The organism is Lachnospiraceae bacterium oral taxon 096 (assembly GCA_018141845.1).
Lineage (GTDB): Bacteria > Bacillota > Clostridia > Lachnospirales > Lachnospiraceae > F0428.
In genome coordinates this window covers 486,504-504,839 of the sequence record CP073340.1, presented here as the reverse complement: position 1 = coordinate 504,839, position 18,336 = coordinate 486,504, and the positions used below count along the sequence as shown (strand labels likewise).

Genomic DNA, 18,336 nt, shown 5'->3' with positions numbered 1-18,336 from the left:
ATCACGATATCATTTAACAAATGGAAAAAAGCCCTATCGCTATGTGTTCTAGCGATAGGGCTTTTGTGGCCGTTCTACTTATTGGCTTTTTTTCCTAAATTGAGGGAGACAATCAGTAGCAGTGCACCCAAAACCATTCCAATAATCATTGCAAGAATATACATGATTGGATTGGTAATTGCACCCACTAAGACAGCAAACATACCACCATGTGGAGCCTTTGATCTGCAGTCAAAGAGCATACTCAAGGCACCGGCAACACCACTGGAAATAAACAGTGGAGGAATGACTCTCAAAGGATTGCTCGCTGCAAATGGGATGGCACCCTCGGTGATGAAGGAAAGTCCCATGACATAGTTGACTAAGGCATTTCCTCTTTGTGCCTTTGGCCAAATATCCTTTGAAATACTAGCAGAAAGTGCAATGGCGAGTGGAGGAATCATACCGCCTAACATTGTGGCTGCCATTACATCACTTCCAGCGGTTCCTGATGTGGTGACCAGTGCAGTTGCTGTGACATAGGCTGCTTTATTGATCGGACCACCCATGTCAATGGCCATCATAGAACCAACTAAAAATCCCAAGACAATTTTTCCACTGCCATTTAGACTTTCAATGAAGTTTTTTAGTGATGTCATAATCCATGCCATAGGGGCATTGACAACAAAGAGCATCAATATACCCATAATAAAGGATCCCAGCACTGGAAAGAGAAAGATTGGTTTTATTCCATCCATAGAGCGAGGTACCCATGAAAAGGCATGTCGAAGGATAAAGATAATACCACCTGCTAAAAATCCAGCGACAAGAGCACCTAAGAATCCAGAAGGTGTGTAATTGAGCCATTGAATACTCTTTAATCCCAAGATACTTGGGTCTGCTAAAATTCCACCGACCATACCGACAATAAATCCAGGTCGATCGGCGATACTTCTTCCGATAAAGCCAGCTAGTACAGGGAGCATCATACTAAAGGACAACTTACCTAAGACGAATAAAAGTTCGGCAAATGGGTTGTAACTTGGATCCTCAGGGTTAAAGGCATTGATGCCCCAAAAAAAGGAGAGTGCAATTAAAATTCCACCAGCGACGACAAATGGAAGCATATTGCTGACACCTTCCATCAAGTGCTTATAAATTTGTCGTCCCAAGCTTTCACCTTCAGCACTTTCACTGCTATGCTTTTCGCCATCACCGTGGTGGTGATAAATTTCCGCCTTGCCATCTAAAATGGTCTGGATTAATTCTTTTGGCTTATTGATGCCATCGGCAACTTTAGTAAAGAGCGTAGGATGACCGTCAAATCGAGCAATTTCTACCTTCTTATCTGCGGCAACAATAATTCCCACAGCTCGATCAATGTCTTCTTTCGTCAATTTGTTTTCCACACCAATTTGTCCATTGGTTTCGACTTTGACATCCAGTCCCATTTCTTTGGCAGCTTCTTTAATCTTTTCAGCAGCCATAAAGGTGTGGGCGATACCTGTAGGGCAAGCTGTGACGGCCAGAATATACTTCTTGTTTTGATTTCCACTTTGTTGAGACTCTTGCTTTGGCTCTTCTTGTGTGGATTTTACAAAGTCTTCAAATGTACTTTTGACTTCTTCCTTTGTGGTGGCTTGATCAAGTCGAGTCTTCACTTCTGAATTCATCAAAGCAGTAGATAGCGTAGCTAATGCCTTGAGATGTTCGTCTGCTCCATTGGCTGGTGCACAGATCATAAAAATATGTTTGGCAGCTTGACCATCAAAACTTTCCCACTCTACACCGTCATTGCTCTTTGCATAGATAATCATAGCTTTTTTAAAGCAACTGGCTTTGGCGTGAGGAATGGCAATGCCATCTCCTACTCCTGTGGTTGACATGGCCTCTCGATCAAAGAGAGCTTGAAGGAATTCGTCTCTATTTTCAATAATTCCTTTTTCTACGAGCATTCCTGTCAACTTATTTAGGGCATCTTTTTTGTCACTTGCTGAGAAATTGAATTGAATTAAGTCAAATTGAATCAGCTCGGTTAACTTCATCTTTTCCCTCCTTTTTATAGTGATATTTTCTCAACATTGATTTGGACGAGAAGTTCATTAATTAATTCTTGCTTTCCTACTCCAGCAGAAAAAGAAGTGGCTCCTCCAGCAGCAGAGGCATATTGTAGACTTAGTGGAAAATCTTTGGTTTCGTCGTATTTGGCCACAAACATAGCAAGCATACTGTCTCCTGCGGCAATCGTAGAGACTACTTTTCCCTTGGCAATATTGGCACTAAAAATTTCTCCACTGTGGGTAAAGAGAATCGCTCCTTTGCTTCCTCTGGAAACTAAGACATTTTGAGCACCCATTTCCTGCAATTTTTTGGCATAAATTGCAATGTCTTCCAAGCTCTGAAGATGAACATCAAACATCTCCCCCAGTTCAAATTCATTTGGCTTGACGATAAAAGGATGGTACTTTAGGGTGTGAAGAACCATATCCTTGTTACTATCTACAACCAAATTTGCTCCCTGTTCTTTGACTTTTTTGGCAATATGGACAAAGTCGTCATCTTCCATACCAGGGATAATATTTCCTGACAAAAAGACAGTATCTTCAGAGGTCAATTCATCTAATGAAGAGAAGAAATCAAGAATATTTGTCCTATTCACTTTGCTACTTTGGGAATTGATTTCTGTCTCCGTATCTGTAGTTAACTTGATGTTAATTCTTGTAAAGCCCTCCGTTTCGATAAAATTGGATTTGATTCCCTGCTTTGTCAATTCCTCTTTAATAAAATCTCCCGTAAAACCAGCAACAAAGCCAAGAGCCTTGCTCTCCTTGCCAATATTTTTTAGCAATAGAGAAATATTGATCCCTTTTCCTCCTACAACATAATTGGATTCTCCAGTTCGATTGAGTTTGCCAAGTTCAAAATTTTCAACTTTGGTCAGCATATCAATTGCTGGATTGAGTGTGATGGTATAGTACATCGCTTAACCTCCTTTACTGTTATCTATAAATGTAGTATAACATATTTTCCTTTGTAATGTGGTTGTTATTTATAAAATTTTTTGTTGGAATATGGACATTGATATTTGGTTTTGCTATACTCGATAGTAAAGTGGGAGTAAGGAGAAAGAGGAGAAAAAATGAGTCTGCCAAAAGATCCAATCATATTATTGTCCTATGTCAACACAAAGTTGAGGGACTACTATAGCACTTTAGGTGATTTTTGTGTAAGTGAAGACATTGATGAAAATGAATTGAAGGAAAAGCTTGCAAAGGTCGGATATACCTATGATATGGCAAAAAATACATTTATTTATGGGAATATGGCGAAATAACTAGCGATATGTTATAATACCCCGTAGCAGGTCAACATCAATTCGAAAAGAAAGGGCATAGATGCGGATGAGATTGGCAATCTATGTAGCGGGGTTTATGTTAGAAAAGTTAAAGAGGAATTATTTTTTTGCGGTTATTCGCGGAAAATCTGTTGAAGATGCAATGGAGATTGCAAGACATGCGGCAAAGGGCGGAATTTATAATATTGAAATTACATTTACAACTCCAGATGCACCAAAGGCCATTGCTGCATTGTCAAAGGAATTTGCGGGCGATAAAAATATCGTAGTCGGAGCGGGAACAGTGATGAGTCCAAGGCACGCAAGAGAGGCACTAGAGGCAGGAGCAAAGTTTTTGGTAAGTCCACATTTTTCAGCAGCTATTCAAGAAGTGGCACTAGAAAATCATAGTTATTATTTTCCAGGTTGCTCGACACCTACAGAAATTGTCTCTGCGATGGAAATAGGGTGTAAGATTATTAAAATTTTTCCAGGAAATGTGCTTGGTCCAAAGTTTATTAAGGACTTGCATGGACCGATTCCAGAGGTGGATTTGATGCCATCCGGTGGTGTGGCTGTCGAGAATGTGGCGGCATGGAAAAAGGCAGGAGCTTGTGCTGTGGGTGTGGGCTCTGCACTGGCTAGCAAGGTTGCCACAGAAGGCTATGAAAGTGTGACAGAGATAGCAAGAGCATTTGTAAAGGCGGTAGAAGAATAAAATAGTTGATGATGTTGACACAGATGGGGAAAATTCTTTTAGTTTAAGAATTTTCCCTATATTTTTTATTGTATTGTGACCAAGAAAAAGATATTGCCGTCTAACATAGTGAAGGGGAAAGAAAGGAGTAATGTTGTGGAAGATCAACAGATTGTTGCTCTCTATTTTGAGCGTGTGGAAGATGCCATTTTGGAGACAAAAAATAAATACGGAAAAATATTGGTTGGTATTTCTTATGGAATATTGAGATTAATGGAGGATGCCAAGGAATGTGAAAATGACACTTATTTAAAGACATGGAATAGCATTCCGCCAATGAGACCAAAGATGTTTTTATCATTTTTAGCAAAAGTAATTCGAAATATTTCCTTAGATCGCTATGACTATCTTCATGCGAAAAAGCGGGGGGAGGGAGAAATTCCTGTGTTACTTGATGAACTTGCAGAATGCTTAGCTATGAAAGAAACTACTTTGGATGAGACTGGATTGACAGAAGTAATTGACCAATTTTTGGGAGCGTTGAGACCAGAGGCAAGAATAATCTTTATGAGAAGATATTGGTTTGGTGATTCCATTCAAGAGATTGCAAAAAAAATGAATTGTGGCGAGAGCAAAGTGAAAATGACCTTGTCTCGACTTCGCTTACAATTAAAAGGTGTGTTAGAGAGAGAGGGCTATTTGGTCCTATGTCAAGATTTAGTACAAATTAAAATGAGAGGTTCTACCGGCTAAGATGCCGGAAGAACACGTGCCTTATTATATAGCTTTTCAAACTCGTCAGGAGACATATAATCACAATGACTATGAATCCTTACCGTGCTTCAATGTACTCAAATACAAGCCTATATGCGTGGCTGTAGTTTTGAATACTGAATCTGTTTAGCCATTCTCTTTTAATCAATGAATGAAATGATTCAATGCACGCATTATCATATGGATAGGCACAACGAGAATAGCTTCGTTGCATAGTTTTGGTGGCTTCACGCCAAGCATTTGATACATACTGGCTACCACGATCTGAATGTATTATTAAAGGTTGTTCGATATTACGATAAGCCTTTGCTTTATTAATTGTGGCTACAACATTTGATACTTCCATAGTATCAGAAAGAGTCCAGGCTATTATTTTCCTGGCAAATAAGTCCATAACACAATTAAGGTAGACAAAGCCATTTTGAGTCCATATATAAGTAATATCTGTGTACCATACGGCATTGGGGCGTTCCGGGTTAAATCGTTCATCAAGTATGTTTGTAAGTTCAGTACTAAAATCAGAGCCTCTGGTGGTGGTAGTAAAAGGCTTAATCCATTGGGCTTTAATACCCATTTCATGCATATATTTTCCTACAGTGCGTTCAGCAATAGTTTCACCCGACTTACGAAGTTCTTTGGTTATTTTAGGAGCACCATAGTTTTGTTTTGAAGTATCATAAATAAGCCGGATATTCTTCTTGATAGTTTCCTTCCTCTGAATAGTAGAAGATAGTTTTCTATTAAGAAAAGAACGATATCCGGATCGAGACACACCTAAAAATTTAAGCATTCCGGAAGTAGAGACACGGTGTCCGTTTACTTTAGCTGCCTCTACCTTTGCAGAAATCTCTGTATAGATAGCAATAGTTAGCTTTTCCCCAGAATGCTTATGGCTTTTTTTAGTACATCAAGAGCATCCTGAGCATCACGAAGCTCACGTTTAAGGCGAGCTATTTCTTTTGCATCATCAGATTGATAGTTACCTGAGCCACGAACGGGAATGTCACCGTCATTATTACGAAATTGACTTTCCCATTTGGCAAGTGTACTAACACCAATACCAAGATTCTTGGCACATTCAACTTGAGTAAGATCAGGATGTTCATTTCGATAGTTGATAGCATCCAGCTTAAACTGTTTTGAGTGATGGTTTCTTTTACTTGACATAATGAGTTCCTCCTAAGGTTTATTATATAACAAATAAGGGAATATCTCATTTTGTTTTGTACTAATTATATTCTAACACCATATAAAGAAAAAGTAGAAAGAGAGATTTTAGGAAAGAAAGTAAAATTGAGTGGGGAAAATGGAAAGTACAATTTGGTAACATGGACAGATAGAGGTTATACTTATTCTATTAGCACGCCAATACAAGCGATGACAATGCAGGAGGTAGAGAAGTTGATTGCTCAAGTTCAATAACCTTAAATTTACATTTATACATTAGCTGATATGGATTCAGAAAAGTGATATAATATGTATAAAAACAAGATTAGGAGATAGGGATGTACGAATTAATAAAAAAAATTCATGGAGTAGAGGATGTAAAGAAGTTTAGCTTGGAGGAGTTAAAGCTTTTAGCAGGTGAAATTAGGGAGGCGTTATTCAATAGACTGACCCATATTGGGGGGCATTTTGGTCCAAACTTTGGTATGGTAGAAGCTGAAATTGCAATGCACTATGTATTTCATTCACCTGTGGACAAGATTGTATTTGATGTGTCGCACCAATCCTATCCGCATAAAATTCTTACAGGGCGAAAGGAAGGCTATATCGATGAGGACAGGTTTAGAGAGGACTCAGGGTATACAAATCCTGATGAGAGTGAACATGACTTTTTCAATATTGGTCATACTTCCACTTCTATAGCTTTAGCATCTGGGCTGGCAAAGGCTAGAGATCTAAAGGGGGATCACGAAAACATCATTGCCGTTATTGGAGATGGCTCACTATCAGGTGGCGAGGCAATAGAAGCTTTAAATGTTGTAGGGTCAGAGCTGAATTCAAATTTTATTGTTGTCGTCAATGACAATGAAATGGCGATTGCAGAAACTCACGGTGGTATCTATAAAAATCTAAAAGAACTTCGTGACACCAATGGAAAGGCCAGCAATAATCTATTCAAAGCCTTTGGACTTGACTACAGATATGTTGAAAATGGAAATGACATAGAGACTATGGTAGAGGCCTTTAGGGAGGTAAAGGACATCGATCATCCGATTGTGCTTCATATTCACACAATAAAAGGCTTTGGATATAAGCTAGCAGAGAAAAATAAAGAAAATTGGCATTGGACGCTTCCATTTGATCGTTCAACAGGAATTCCAACTGTTGATTTTGGAGAGGGAGAGGATTATACAAGCATTACAGCCAAATACATTATGGACAAGGCAAAAAAAGATAAGGATTTACTGGTTATTACACCAGCCATGCCATCAGCTGCTGGACTGGATGCTCACCTTAGAAAAGAACTTGGAAGTCAGTATATTGATGTAGGGATTGCAGAAGAACAGGCTGTGGCCATGGCTTCTGGAGCCGCAAAAAATGGGGTAAAACCACTGGTTGTGACCTGTACTACATTTATGCAAAGAGCATATGATCAGATTTCTCAAGATGTAGGTATCAATCGCACTCCAGTGACGATACTGCTCAATTATAGTAGTTTTGATGCAATGACAGATGTTACTCATCTTGGAATTTTTGGCATCCCAGAATTTGCAAATATTCCAAACCTTGTCGTATTAGCACCATCCTCTAAGTCGGAGTATATCCATATGTTGGATTGGTCACTTGATCAAAAGGAACATCCTGTGATGATTCTCATTCCGGGAAATGAGGTTACCTATCGAGAATCAGATAAAGATTATAGTCAGCTAGGTAGCTTTAAGATGGAACGAAAAGGGGAAAAGGTGGCCATTATTGCTCTAGGAGATTTTTATCAGCGAGGTGAAAAACTTGCGGATGAAATTGAAAAGGAGCTTTCTTTTAAACCAACACTCATCAATCCACGCTTTGCTTCTAGTATTGATCAGGAGATGCTAGAAGAACTTGAAAAGCAACATAAGCTTGTTGTTACATTAGAAGATGGTGTCGTAGAAGGTGGATTTGGTCAAAAAATTGCTTCATTTTATGGGATATCTCCTATGAAAGTAAAAAATTATGGATTGGACAAGGTATTCTATGATCGATATTCGCCATCGAAGCTAGTGAAAGAGCTTGGAATGGATAATGAGTCAATCATCGCAGATATTCACAAAGTATTGGAAGATATGATATCATAATAGGGGGTTTATTGCAGAATGAGGAGAAAATAAAAATTATGACAAAGTTTATTCAAGTAAAGGCAATTAGAAAGGGCTCAAAGCCACCAATATGGAGAAGGATGGCTTTGAGTGCAGAAGTGACCTTTGCACAACTAGCGGATGTTTTGGCTGTAGCATTGGAATTACCAAGTGAACAAAGCTATGAGTTTGAGTTTTATAATAGAAAAGAAAGAGTTGTCAGTGATCTATCTAAAGTCACTTCTACTTATCAGTATCAATTAGGTGCAGAGCTTTTGGCCAAAGAGTGGTTAGAAAGTGAAAAGTGGTTTACTCTTAAAATGGGAGAAAATTTACCAGAGTATAGAGTAGAGATGGAAGGGGAAGTGGATGCCCTAGAGCACACTACTATTCTTAAGCAAGTAGCACCGAGTAAGGATGAGTATTGGCAGAGCAAAGAGATAGTACAAGAGAGGTTAGATGCACTAAAAAGTGAAAATGCCGTTTGGGTAGCTGAAGATGAAAAAGAAGTGGAAGTTTCGGATTTGATTGATAGTTATGGAAAAGCTGATCTTTGTGCATTGGCAGGGCGTGTGGGATGCGAATTAAAAGATGATACAATTCCTAATATGCGTGCACAGTTAGTTTCATTGCTTCTTTCAAAGAAGGTGATGGGAGAGCAACTCTTACTTGCGACCAAAGAGGAATTGGATGCATTTGATCAGGCTATGCAGAGGGACTCATTTATTCCAACACCAGAGGAATGGTCAAGGCTTACGATTTTCTATGATTTAAATTATATTGCTATTTTTGCAGATAATATGGTGGAAGTACCTAAAGAGGTAAAGCTAGCTTATGAGGAATTATTGGAGACGGGGTATGCAAAGTTTCATGAAGAAGCCAGCTGGCTTTTGACTTGTCTTAGAGTATTTCAGGTGATCTATCTTGTTGCACCTGTAAAAATATTGTATCGAATGTACAAGGAAAAAAGGCATATCAATGTGGATTATCCACATTTTGAAAAAGTTTTAGCAGAATTGCCAGATTACCTTATGGCTTGTAGGGTCGTTAAAGATAAGGTGATTGCAAAGCATGTCTTGGAGGATGGAAGCGAAAAAAGAGCAGAGATGTTGCAGAGGAATGTAGAATTTTATATTCCGACAGTGGAAGAAATTTTAACCTATGCAAAGAATGGTTATCCAAGTTGTGAGAAGTCCTATCAGGAGTTGTTTCGCTTTTATTTAGAGGATATGGAACTGGGAGAGGATAGAGCAAGGAATCTCTGTTTGCATGCCTTTCATACCTTTGTGGCTTCTGGAAAAGTCAATGACTATATGGAGATTGTCAATCGAGAGAGAATCATTTTTCGCTCAGAGGAGATGGTGAAGAAATTTACACATATTTTGGAAGAAGTAAGTCAAAACACAAGAATGTTTGAACTCAGAGGACATAAGCCAAAAGAGGTGGCCAAGAAAGTTTCTTTGCAGGCACCAGCACACGCTTTTTTATCTAAGCCTCAAAAGCAACAGGAGAAAAAGATTTATCCAAATGACCCATGTCCATGTGGAAGTGGAAAGAAATATAAGAAGTGCTGTGGGCGAAATAAATAAAGTGAGTTTTGGTAAACTCGATGAGAAGGCAGAACCCAAAAAGGTCCTGCCTTTTTCGATATTTTGTCTGGAAAATAAAAAAATAAAAAAAATAAAAAAAGTGCTTGACGCAGTTATGGCACTATGATATTATATCTGAGTCGCTGACGAAGCGACAACAAAGAACCTTGAAAATTAAAGATTAAACAGTACACATAACCCTGAAATTTCTTATAAGAATTTCAAGAATGTAATAAAACCTTTGGCTTTGTGAAAACAAAGCTTCAGTAATCATAGGATACAAATTGCTAGTGCAATCATGACCTAGATCAAAACTTAAACATGAGAGTTTGATCCTGGCTCAGGATGAACGCTGGCGGCGTGCTTAACACATGCAAGTCGAACGAAGCTGTTGTTTGGAGACCTTCGGGTGGAAGAATGACAGACTGAGTGGCGGACGGGTGAGTAACGCGTGGGTAACCTACCTTGCACAGGGGGACAACAGTTGGAAACGACTGCTAATACCGCATAAGACCACAGTACCGCATGGTACAGGGGTAAAAACTGAGGTGGTGCAAGATGGACCCGCGTCTGATTAGCTAGTTGGTGGGGTAAAGGCCTACCAAGGCGACGATCAGTAGCCGACCTGAGAGGGTGATCGGCCACATTGGGACTGAGACACGGCCCAAACTCCTACGGGAGGCAGCAGTGGGGAATATTGGACAATGGGGGGAACCCTGATCCAGCGACGCCGCGTGAGTGAAGAAGTATTTCGGTATGTAAAGCTCTATCAGCAGGGAAGAAAATGACGGTACCTGACTAAGAAGCCCCGGCTAACTACGTGCCAGCAGCCGCGGTAATACGTAGGGGGCAAGCGTTATCCGGATTTACTGGGTGTAAAGGGAGCGCAGACGGCTTGGCAAGTCTGAAGTGAAAGCCCGGGGCTTAACCCCGGGACTGCTTTGGAAACTGTGAAGCTAGAGTGTCGGAGAGGTAAGTGGAATTCCCAGTGTAGCGGTGAAATGCGTAGATATTGGGAGGAACACCGGTGGCGAAGGCGGCTTACTGGACGATAACTGACGTTGAGGCTCGAAGGCGTGGGGAGCAAACAGGATTAGATACCCTGGTAGTCCACGCGGTAAACGATGAATACTAGGTGTCGGGGGACATAGTCTTTCGGTGCCGCCGCTAACGCATTAAGTATTCCACCTGGGGAGTACGTTCGCAAGAATGAAACTCAAAGGAATTGACGGGGACCCGCACAAGCGGTGGAGCATGTGGTTTAATTCGAAGCAACGCGAAGAACCTTACCAAGTCTTGACATACCGTTGACCGTCCCGTAATGGGGACTTTCCTTCGGGACAGCGGATACAGGTGGTGCATGGTTGTCGTCAGCTCGTGTCGTGAGATGTTGGGTTAAGTCCCGCAACGAGCGCAACCCTTGTCCTTAGTAGCCAGCAGTCAGATGGGCACTCTAGGGAGACTGCCAGGGATAACCTGGAGGAAGGTGGGGATGACGTCAAATCATCATGCCCCTTATGATTTGGGCTACACACGTGCTACAATGGCGTAAACAAAGTGAAGCGAAACCGCGAGGTCAAGCGAATCACAAAAATAACGTCTCAGTTCGGATTGTAGGCTGCAACTCGCCTACATGAAGCTGGAATCGCTAGTAATCGCAGATCAGCATGCTGCGGTGAATACGTTCCCGGGTCTTGTACACACCGCCCGTCACACCATGGGAGTCATCAATGCCCGAAGTCAGTGACCCAACCGCAAGGAGGGAGCTGCCGAAGGCAGGGAGGATAACTGGGGTGAAGTCGTAACAAGGTAGCCGTATCGGAAGGTGCGGCTGGATCACCTCCTTTCTAAGGAAGAAGTAAGGGTTGTGGGTACTGTTTGATCTTTAATCCAAGGTCATCAAACCTTTTTGGTGCCGATGCGCTTAGGGGTAACACCCGTTCCCATCCCGAACACGATGGTGAAGACCTAAGCGGCCGAGGGTACTATACTGGAGACGGTATGGGAGAGTAGGTGGGTGCCAAATTTATGGGGGTGTAGCTCAGTTGGGAGAGCACCTGCCTTGCAAGCAGGGGGTCAAGAGTTCGAATCTCTCCATCTCCACTCGCTAGAGAGATCTAGCATCGTACCTTGAAAACTGCATATCAAACAGATTTAGAATATTTGATTAAATATTTTAGACATCCGAGGTGATATTAAATTGCAATGATTTAGTATCCGAAAAAAGAAACAAACCAAACCGACCAACAGGATACACGCTAGTATCTGAGAAAGTGATCTTCACCGCAGAAGATGACGAAGTTGGTTAAACATAAAGAGCGTAGGGTGGATGCCTAGGCACTAAGAGCCGATGAAAGACGTGATAAGCTGCGAAAAGCTACGGGGAGGAGCACATATCCTTTGATCCGTAGATATCTGAATGGGGAAACCTACTTGGACAAACTCCAAGTATCCATGCGCCAATACATAACGCATGGAAGGGAACCCGGTGAACTGAAACATCTAAGTAGCCGGAGGAAAAGAAAGAAAACTCGATTTTGGGAGTAGCGGCGAGCGAAACCGAAAGAGCCTAAACCGTGGTGCGTGCACCGCGGGGTTACGGACTGCGACAAGTGAGTCGATTTGTTACCAGAACAGTTTTGGAAAAGCTGGCAAGAAGCGTGAGAGCCGCGTATGGGAAAACAATAGACAGCGAGCAGGATCCAAAGTACCACGAGACACGAGAAACCTTGTGGGAAGTCGGGGGGACCACCCCCCAAGGCTAAATACTCCTTAGTGACCGATAGCGCATAGTACTGTGAAGGAAAGGTGAAAAGGACCCCGGGAGGGGAGTGAAAGAGAACCTGAAACCCTATGTTTACAAGCTGTGGAAGTGCGATACATGAACGCACAACCGCGTACTTTTTGTAGAACGGTCCGGCGAGTTACATTGACTGGCAAGGTTAAGCACTACAGGTGTGAAGCCGAAGGGAAACCAAGTCTGAATAGGGCGAAATAGTCAGTGGATGTAGACCCGAAACCGGGTGATCTATCCATGTCCAGGTTGAAGTTCGCGTAAAAGTGAATGGAGGACCGAACACACATCCGTTGAAAAGGGTGGTGATGAGGTGTGGATAGGGGAGAAATTCCAATCGAACCCGGAGATAGCTGGTTCTCCTCGAAATAGTTTTAGGACTAGCCTTGTTTTAGTTTCATGGAGGTAGAGCTCTGAATTCTTAAGGGGGCGTCAAAGCTTACTAAGAGATATCAAACTGCGAATGCCATCGAAATGATGAACAGGAGTCAGACTGCACGAGATAAGTTGGGTAGTCAAAAGGGAAAGAGCCCAGACCTACAGCTAAGGTCCCAAAGTATGTGTTCAGTGGAAAAGGATGTGAGATTTCAGAGACAACTAGGATGTTGGCTTAGAAGCAGCCACACATTCAAAGAGTGCGTAATAGCTCACTAGTCGAGAGGTCTTGCGCCGAAAATGTCCGGGGCTAAAACACAACACCGAAGCTTAGGAATGTAGCAATACATTGGTAGAGGAGCATTTTTATAGGCGTAGAAGCTGTACCGATAAGGAGCAGTGGAGTAATAAAAAGAGAGAATGCCGGAATGAGTAGCGAGATGAAGGTGAGAATCCTTCAGGCCGAATATCTAAGGTTTCCAGAGTAAAGCTGATCTGCTCTGGGTAAGTCGGGACCTAAGGCAAGGTCGAAAGACGTAGTCGATGGACAACAGGTTTAGATTCCTGTACCGCTTATTATCAGAAATGTGGGGACACAGAGACGTATCCAAACCCAGGAATGCAAAGACTGGGGCAAGCCAAGTACTGGTATGGTAGGAAAATCCGCCATGCAACAGGAATAGGTGATGCGGACCGAAATTAAGTAGGGAAGTTGGAGAAGGAGCTGTCAAGAAAAGCCGCTATTGTGTAATAAGTGCCCGTACCGTAAACCGACACAGGTGGATGAGGAGAGAATCCTAAGGCCGGCGGGAGAAGCATTGTTAAGGAACTCGGCAAAATGACCCCGTAACTTCGGGAGAAGGGGTGCCATCCTCCGGGATGGCCACAGAAAATAGGCTCAAGCAACTGTTTAGCAAAAACACAGGTCTATGCGAAACCGAAAGGTGAGGTATATGGGCTGACGCCTGCCCGGTGCTGGAAGGTTAAGAGGAGAAGTCAGGCAACGAAGCTTTGAATTGAAGCCCCAGTAAACGGCGGCCGTAACTATAACGGTCCTAAGGTAGCGAAATTCCTTGTCGGGTAAGTTCCGACCCGCACGAAAGGCGTAATGATTTGAGCACTGTCTCAACAATGCACCCGGTGAAATTGAAGTACCAGTGAAGATGCTGGTTACCTGCGCCAGGACGGAAAGACCCCATGGAGCTTTACTCTAGTTTGATACTGGGATTCGATTATACCTGTACAGGATAGGTGGGAGGCGAAGAAGCAAGGACGCCAGTCTTTGCAGAGCCGCTGTTGGGATACCACCCTTGTATGATTGGATTTCTAACCTGCACCCGTGATCCGGGTGGGGGACACTGTCAGATGGGGAGTTTGACTGGGGCGGTCGCCTCCGAAAGGGTATCGGAGGCGCTCAAAGGTTCCCTCAGAATGGTCGGAAACCATTCAAAGAGTGCAAAGGCAGAAGGGAGCTTGACTGCGACACCGACGGGTGGAGCAGGTACGAAAGTAGGACTTAGTGATCCGGTGGTATAAAGTGGGATTGCCATCGCTCAACGGATAAAAGCTACCCTGGGGATAACAGGCTTATCACTCCCAAGAGTTCACATCGACGGAGTGGTTTGGCACCTCGATGTCGGCTCATCGCATCCTGGGGCTGAAGTCGGTCCCAAGGGTTGGGCTGTTCGCCCATTAAAGCGGTACGCGAGCTGGGTTCAGAACGTCGTGAGACAGTTCGGTCCCTATCCGGCGTGGGCGTAAGATATTTGAGAGGAGCTGTCCTTAGTACGAGAGGACCGGGATGGACTGACCGCTGGTGCACCTGTTGGGGAGCAACCCCATCGCAGGGTAGCCAAGTCGGGCCGGGATAAACGCTGAAGGCATCTAAGCGTGAAGCCCCCCTCAAGATGAGATATCTCATACGCAAGTAGTAAGACCCCTTGAAGACGACGAGGTAGATAGGGCAGAGGTGTAAGTGTGGCAACATACTTAGCTGACTGTTACTAATCGGTCGAGGGTTTAACCAACAGGTCGGATTGGTTAGAAATGGATAGATGGTGTTTGATATGTGGTTTTGAAGGTATGAATTTGCGCGAGTGGCTCAGTTGGTGGAGTACGACCTTGCCAAGGTCGGGGTCGCGGGTTCGAGTCCCGTCTCGCGCTCTAATGGAGAGAGGAAGGTCTTAGGCTTTTCTCTCTTTTTGCGTTTTGGAAATTTTAGGAGGTTGGGATGAGAGAATTAGCAGAAATTCGAGAGGATATCGATCGCATTGATCAAAAAATTCGAGAGCTCATTATGGAGAGGTTAAATTGTTCCACAGAGGTTGTGGCATCTAAAATTCGAGACAAGAATTATGTAATTTATCGTGCGGATCGAGAGGAGTCGATGCTTGAAAATTTAGGAGCAGATGTGCCAATCGACCGAAGAGCAGAGTACTTATCGGTTGTTCGCAAAGTGACAGAAACAAGTCGAATGTATCAATACAGTATTTTATATGAAAAGGTACCAGAATTATTTGAAAGATTGATTGAAGGACTAAAGATTCCAGAAAAAATGAAATCGGTAAAGTTGGTGCTCACAAGACCGAACATTCCCAATGCAATGTCTTCAATTTTGAGTATGATTGGCGACTATGGTTTTAATATGGATCAAATGAAACTCTTAGAATATGCAAAGGATAATCGGGCAGTGACCTTTGAGCTAGTGATTCTTGGAGATATTCATGATGTTTATTTTCAAAAATTGATGTTACAACTTTCTATGGAAAGTGCAAGTTTTCACATCCAAGAATTTATAGAAGAATAGAAATGGAATAAAACAGGCGTGAGCGATATTGGTATTCTTACTCAATATTGCTCACGCTTTGTGACAAATTATTTGTTGATGCTCAAAAATGCATCGAGCAATGTTTGCTCGTGATTTTCATTGACCATTGTGGCGGTGATCGTTGCCATATAATTGCCATCCATAATAAAGACTTGAGTCTCATAGACTTTGCGGTGATTGGCCTCTGCACTGATACGAAGAGCAGGAGTTTCCTTGCCCTTAAAGGTAGCTGTGGTCTTTGAAATTTCCACATTGGTCATACCAGAAGATTCCAATTGTTTTTTCATGGAATTCATGGATTCTTCTATAGCATGATCGATATTTGTTGTGGAGCCATAGACCTTTTCTATGTTTTGTATGCCGACATTGACAGTGGAATTGCCATCAGAGCTATAGGCTGCCATATCCATGTAGAATTTACCCTCATCAATAACCTTTTGAGCATTTTCCAGTGTGAGAGAGTTTTCAATAGAAATTCCACTCATCTGAGAGAGCTGTTCGTCGTTGGCCATAATGAGTTGTAGGGGGTTCGGATCAAACTGAAGATCAAAAGCCTCATTAGTATAGATGCCGTCATTAGAAAACTTTCCAATAGAGAGTGGCTTGGCCTCTGAGGCCTTGGTGGTCTCTGGGGCAGTTGTGGTTTGTATTGGTGGTGTTGTTGATGAGGTATCATTTGATTTTGAACTACCGCAGGCACAACAGCTAATGGCACTGCCAAGGAGAAGAGCCGCAGCAAAAAGCTTATTTTTTCTCATTGTTTTTTCCTTTCTCATTTGCTGGTGTAAATAGATCATAAATTTCTTGAGCATGATTTTCGCCTAAATTCGCAGTGGAGATGGTGGCTACATAGTCACCTGACACTAAAAAGGCATAGGTGGAGTAAAAGGTCTGCTCACCTGCAGTTGCTGACAGAGTGAAGGCAGGGACATTGTCGCCATTAATTTTTACAATCGTCTTATCCACATCGATTTCTTTTCCTGCAGATTGTTGAAATGTTTCCTTTGCTTTTTCACAGGCAGCATCCACAATTTTGTCGATATTTTTATTGGCATCAGGATAGACAATGGTTGCATTTTGCAATGTGACATTGATGGTATTGTAGGCCTTGGCATCTGCACAGGTCATATCGGTGTAAGTTTTTCCCTCTTTGAGCAGGGCAACCGCCTCCTGGGTGGAAAGGTCGTGATTGCTCTGCTCGGTTGTGCTATAGGTAAAGTTGTGGGAAGTTCCTTCAAACTTCAAATTAAATGTTTTGTTTATATATACGCCATCTTTGATGCTACCAACTGAAAATGCAGTATGGGCTTGAGTGCATCCTGTACCAATCAATGCACTGGTTAGGATAATAGGAAATAATTTTTTCATCAACTTTAGAATAGAATCCTTTCTTTATACTGTAAATCTACAGTTAATGATACGAAAAAAAATAGCAGAAAACAATGCTTTTTATAGAAAAACTTGTCTTTTGGAAATGAAGAGTATAAAATAAAGAGATGATCAAATTTTTATTAAAATGTATACTTTTTCCAGTTCAATTGTTGATGGACATTCTTATTATTACATTAGAGATTTTGCTTGGCATTAGTAAGATAATTTTAGGCTTATTTGCTGGATTTGCGATACTTGCAGCCATTATCGCATGGGAATTTCGAGCGACTATACTATTTATTCCAGCACTACTGATTGCAATTTTTCTTAGTCCTTTGGGAGTTCCATTTGTTGGAGGCATTGTCGTAGAAATATTAAAGGGGATAAAGAAAGGCCTAAAAAATCTATAGTATGGATAGGAGATAAGATATGAAGAGAAAAAATAAAATCATGGTTGGTGTTTTTGGGGCACTGGTCATGGGGGCAGCCCTCAGTGGATGCAAACATACCCAACAGGGAGCTAAAGTAGAGAGCACCGCCGATGAAAGTACTAGGAGCAGTGTAGAGGAGAGCACAAAAAGTACAGAGAGCAAGGGAACAGAGGGTACAGAGAGTAAAGCGAATGGAACGAATACAACAAATGCAAGTAATTCTGAGCAAACAACTGCGACCACAGTGGCAGAAAGTTCAAGTGTTTCGAGCACTGAAAAAAATTCAGATGAAAAGAACAAAGCTTATGCAGAAGTGCTAAAGTCATTGATTGCAGCTCATGGGGATCTTGCAGAGAAGACATTTGGCGATGATGGCAGTGGTGAAGGCTATAAAATTTCGTATGCCAGTGGTGTTTGCTATTCAGCATTGATTGATTTTGATGGAGATGGAAGAGATGAACTGGTGGTTGTCTATGGTGTGCCACATCAGGATGCAACGGATGATTATCAGATGGAAGTCTACAGTGATACTGGAAAGGGTGCAAAGAAATTATATACAGGACCTGCAGGAACTACGGCCGAGAGCACAGGAGATATGTTAGAATTTTCAAAGAAGGGAAAGAATACCTATTATCTTTTGGGCTATGTCAATGAAGAGGAAGTTAGTTATACTTATTATGGAATGGAAAATGGGAAATTTAAGGAATTAAAGAAGTTTACGGATGAGGATGAAGGCAAGAAATGGGGCGGTGAGACCTATCTTCAAGTTCCACTTTTAGCTTGGGAGAGAAAGCAGGTGCCAGAGGATCACGAGGCCTTTGTAAAGATTATGGACACCTTAAAAGAAGCTACACAAAAAACGAAGACAAGTCTTGGAATATAGG

The 18,336-nt window shown here is 42.1% G+C and carries 14 protein-coding genes, 2 tRNA genes, 3 rRNA genes and 1 pseudogene; 14 read left to right on the top strand and 6 right to left on the bottom strand.

Annotated elements, in window-relative coordinates:
* Positions 1-74 precede the first annotated feature (74 nt).
* Together J5A74_02515 and pfkB are read right to left on the bottom strand one after the other, a co-directional pair.
* Positions 75-2,024, bottom strand: a complete 1,950-nt coding sequence (locus J5A74_02515; protein ID QUI96233.1) for a fructose-specific PTS transporter subunit EIIC — start codon at positions 2,022-2,024, stop codon at positions 75-77.
* A 14-nt stretch (positions 2,025-2,038) separates the two neighbouring features.
* Positions 2,039-2,959: a 1-phosphofructokinase gene (gene pfkB, locus J5A74_02510; protein ID QUI96232.1), complete on the bottom strand. Its 921-nt coding sequence runs from the start codon at positions 2,957-2,959 to the stop codon at positions 2,039-2,041.
* Positions 2,960-3,118: 159 nt separating this feature from the next.
* Here pfkB and J5A74_02505 point away from each other — a divergent pair, with 159 nt between their 5' ends.
* The 3 genes from J5A74_02505 (at position 3,119) to J5A74_02495 (ending at position 4,763) form a co-directional block, all read left to right on the top strand.
* Positions 3,119-3,313 carry a DUF4250 domain-containing protein gene (locus J5A74_02505; protein ID QUI96231.1) on the top strand — a complete coding sequence of 65 codons (195 nt, stop codon included), beginning with the start codon at positions 3,119-3,121 and terminating at the stop codon, positions 3,311-3,313.
* 67 nt (positions 3,314-3,380) lie between these two features.
* Complete coding sequence (gene eda, locus J5A74_02500) at positions 3,381-4,031, top strand: bifunctional 4-hydroxy-2-oxoglutarate aldolase/2-dehydro-3-deoxy-phosphogluconate aldolase (GenBank protein ID QUI96230.1); 651 nt, start codon at positions 3,381-3,383, stop codon at positions 4,029-4,031.
* Positions 4,032-4,166: 135 nt separating this feature from the next.
* Positions 4,167-4,763: an RNA polymerase sigma factor gene (locus tag J5A74_02495; protein ID QUI96229.1), complete on the top strand. Its 597-nt coding sequence runs from the start codon at positions 4,167-4,169 to the stop codon at positions 4,761-4,763.
* On the opposite strand, the pseudogene J5A74_02490 reads toward J5A74_02495, so the two are convergent.
* Positions 4,760-5,649, bottom strand: a pseudogene (locus J5A74_02490) (IS3 family transposase). The gene J5A74_02495 and the pseudogene J5A74_02490 overlap by 4 nt on opposite strands.
* A 2-nt stretch (positions 5,650-5,651) precedes the next feature.
* Complete coding sequence (locus J5A74_02485; GenBank protein ID QUI96228.1) at positions 5,652-5,951, bottom strand: transposase; 300 nt, start codon at positions 5,949-5,951, stop codon at positions 5,652-5,654.
* A 51-nt stretch (positions 5,952-6,002) separates the two neighbouring features.
* Here J5A74_02485 and J5A74_02480 point away from each other — a divergent pair, with 51 nt between their 5' ends.
* The 9 genes from J5A74_02480 to J5A74_02440 all read left to right on the top strand — a co-directional run bounded on the left by J5A74_02480 (position 6,003) and on the right by J5A74_02440 (position 15,629).
* Entirely contained in the window at positions 6,003-6,206 is a 204-nt protein-coding gene (locus tag J5A74_02480) for a hypothetical protein (GenBank protein QUI96227.1), read from the top strand.
* A gap of 83 nt (positions 6,207-6,289) precedes the next feature.
* A complete protein-coding gene (locus J5A74_02475) occupies positions 6,290-8,065 on the top strand; it encodes a 1-deoxy-D-xylulose-5-phosphate synthase (protein ID QUI96226.1) in 1,776 nt (591 codons plus the stop codon).
* A 101-nt stretch (positions 8,066-8,166) separates the two neighbouring features.
* Positions 8,167-9,654, top strand: a complete 1,488-nt coding sequence (locus J5A74_02470; GenBank protein ID QUI96796.1) for an SEC-C domain-containing protein — start codon at positions 8,167-8,169, stop codon at positions 9,652-9,654.
* 317 nt (positions 9,655-9,971) lie between these two features.
* Positions 9,972-11,501 (top strand): 16S ribosomal RNA (locus tag J5A74_02465).
* Positions 11,502-11,562: 61 nt separating this feature from the next.
* Positions 11,563-11,680, top strand: a 5S ribosomal RNA gene (gene rrf / locus J5A74_02460).
* A 4-nt stretch (positions 11,681-11,684) separates the two neighbouring features.
* Positions 11,685-11,757 (top strand) — tRNA-Ala (locus tag J5A74_02455).
* Between the two features lie 199 nt (positions 11,758-11,956).
* Positions 11,957-14,851 (top strand): 23S ribosomal RNA (locus J5A74_02450).
* The 16S, 23S and 5S rRNA genes sit together here with 2 tRNA genes alongside, the layout of an rRNA operon.
* 62 nt (positions 14,852-14,913) lie before the next feature.
* A tRNA-Gly gene (locus tag J5A74_02445) sits at positions 14,914-14,986 on the top strand.
* Between the two features lie 67 nt (positions 14,987-15,053).
* Positions 15,054-15,629, top strand: a complete 576-nt coding sequence (locus J5A74_02440; protein ID QUI96225.1) for a chorismate mutase — start codon at positions 15,054-15,056, stop codon at positions 15,627-15,629.
* A 68-nt stretch (positions 15,630-15,697) separates the two neighbouring features.
* Here the strand turns inward: J5A74_02440 and J5A74_02435 are convergent, their stop codons facing one another.
* Both J5A74_02435 and J5A74_02430 read right to left on the bottom strand, forming a co-directional pair.
* A complete protein-coding gene (locus J5A74_02435) occupies positions 15,698-16,408 on the bottom strand; it encodes a hypothetical protein (GenBank protein ID QUI96224.1) in 711 nt (236 codons plus the stop codon).
* The gene (locus J5A74_02430) at positions 16,395-17,018 is read right to left on the bottom strand and encodes a hypothetical protein (GenBank protein ID QUI96223.1); all 624 of its coding nucleotides are present in this window, start codon (positions 17,016-17,018) and stop codon (positions 16,395-16,397) included. The genes J5A74_02435 and J5A74_02430 overlap by 14 nt, the downstream gene beginning before the upstream one ends.
* Positions 17,019-17,146: 128 nt before the next feature.
* Here J5A74_02430 and J5A74_02425 point away from each other — a divergent pair, with 128 nt between their 5' ends.
* Positions 17,147-17,431 (top strand): hypothetical protein, encoded by a 285-nt coding sequence (locus tag J5A74_02425; GenBank protein ID QUI96222.1) that lies wholly within the window; start codon positions 17,147-17,149, stop codon positions 17,429-17,431.
* A gap of 19 nt (positions 17,432-17,450) precedes the next feature.
* A complete protein-coding gene (locus J5A74_02420; protein QUI96221.1) occupies positions 17,451-18,335 on the top strand; it encodes a hypothetical protein in 885 nt (294 codons plus the stop codon).
* The last annotated feature ends 1 nt before the right edge of the window (position 18,336 follow it).

Excerpts from the sequence above, each read along its gene's own strand:
- J5A74_02435 (QUI96224.1), bottom strand. The coding sequence starts at position 16,408 with ATGAGAAAAAATAAGCTTTTTGCTGCGGCTCTTCTCCTTGGCAGTGCC.
- J5A74_02470 (QUI96796.1), top strand. The coding sequence starts at position 8,167 with ATGGCTTTGAGTGCAGAAGTGACCTTTGCACAACTAGCGGATGTTTTG.
- eda (QUI96230.1), top strand. The coding sequence starts at position 3,381 with ATGAGATTGGCAATCTATGTAGCGGGGTTTATGTTAGAAAAGTTAAAG.
- J5A74_02475 (QUI96226.1), top strand. The coding sequence starts at position 6,290 with ATGTACGAATTAATAAAAAAAATTCATGGAGTAGAGGATGTAAAGAAG.
- J5A74_02425 (QUI96222.1), top strand. The coding sequence starts at position 17,147 with ATGATCAAATTTTTATTAAAATGTATACTTTTTCCAGTTCAATTGTTG.
- J5A74_02485 (QUI96228.1), bottom strand. The coding sequence starts at position 5,951 with ATGTCAAGTAAAAGAAACCATCACTCAAAACAGTTTAAGCTGGATGCT.
- J5A74_02420 (QUI96221.1), top strand. The coding sequence starts at position 17,451 with ATGAAGAGAAAAAATAAAATCATGGTTGGTGTTTTTGGGGCACTGGTC.
- J5A74_02505 (QUI96231.1), top strand. The coding sequence starts at position 3,119 with ATGAGTCTGCCAAAAGATCCAATCATATTATTGTCCTATGTCAACACA.
- J5A74_02430 (QUI96223.1), bottom strand. The coding sequence starts at position 17,018 with ATGAAAAAATTATTTCCTATTATCCTAACCAGTGCATTGATTGGTACA.
- J5A74_02515 (QUI96233.1), bottom strand. The coding sequence starts at position 2,024 with ATGAAGTTAACCGAGCTGATTCAATTTGACTTAATTCAATTCAATTTC.
- pfkB (QUI96232.1), bottom strand. The coding sequence starts at position 2,959 with ATGTACTATACCATCACACTCAATCCAGCAATTGATATGCTGACCAAA.
- J5A74_02440 (QUI96225.1), top strand. The coding sequence starts at position 15,054 with ATGAGAGAATTAGCAGAAATTCGAGAGGATATCGATCGCATTGATCAA.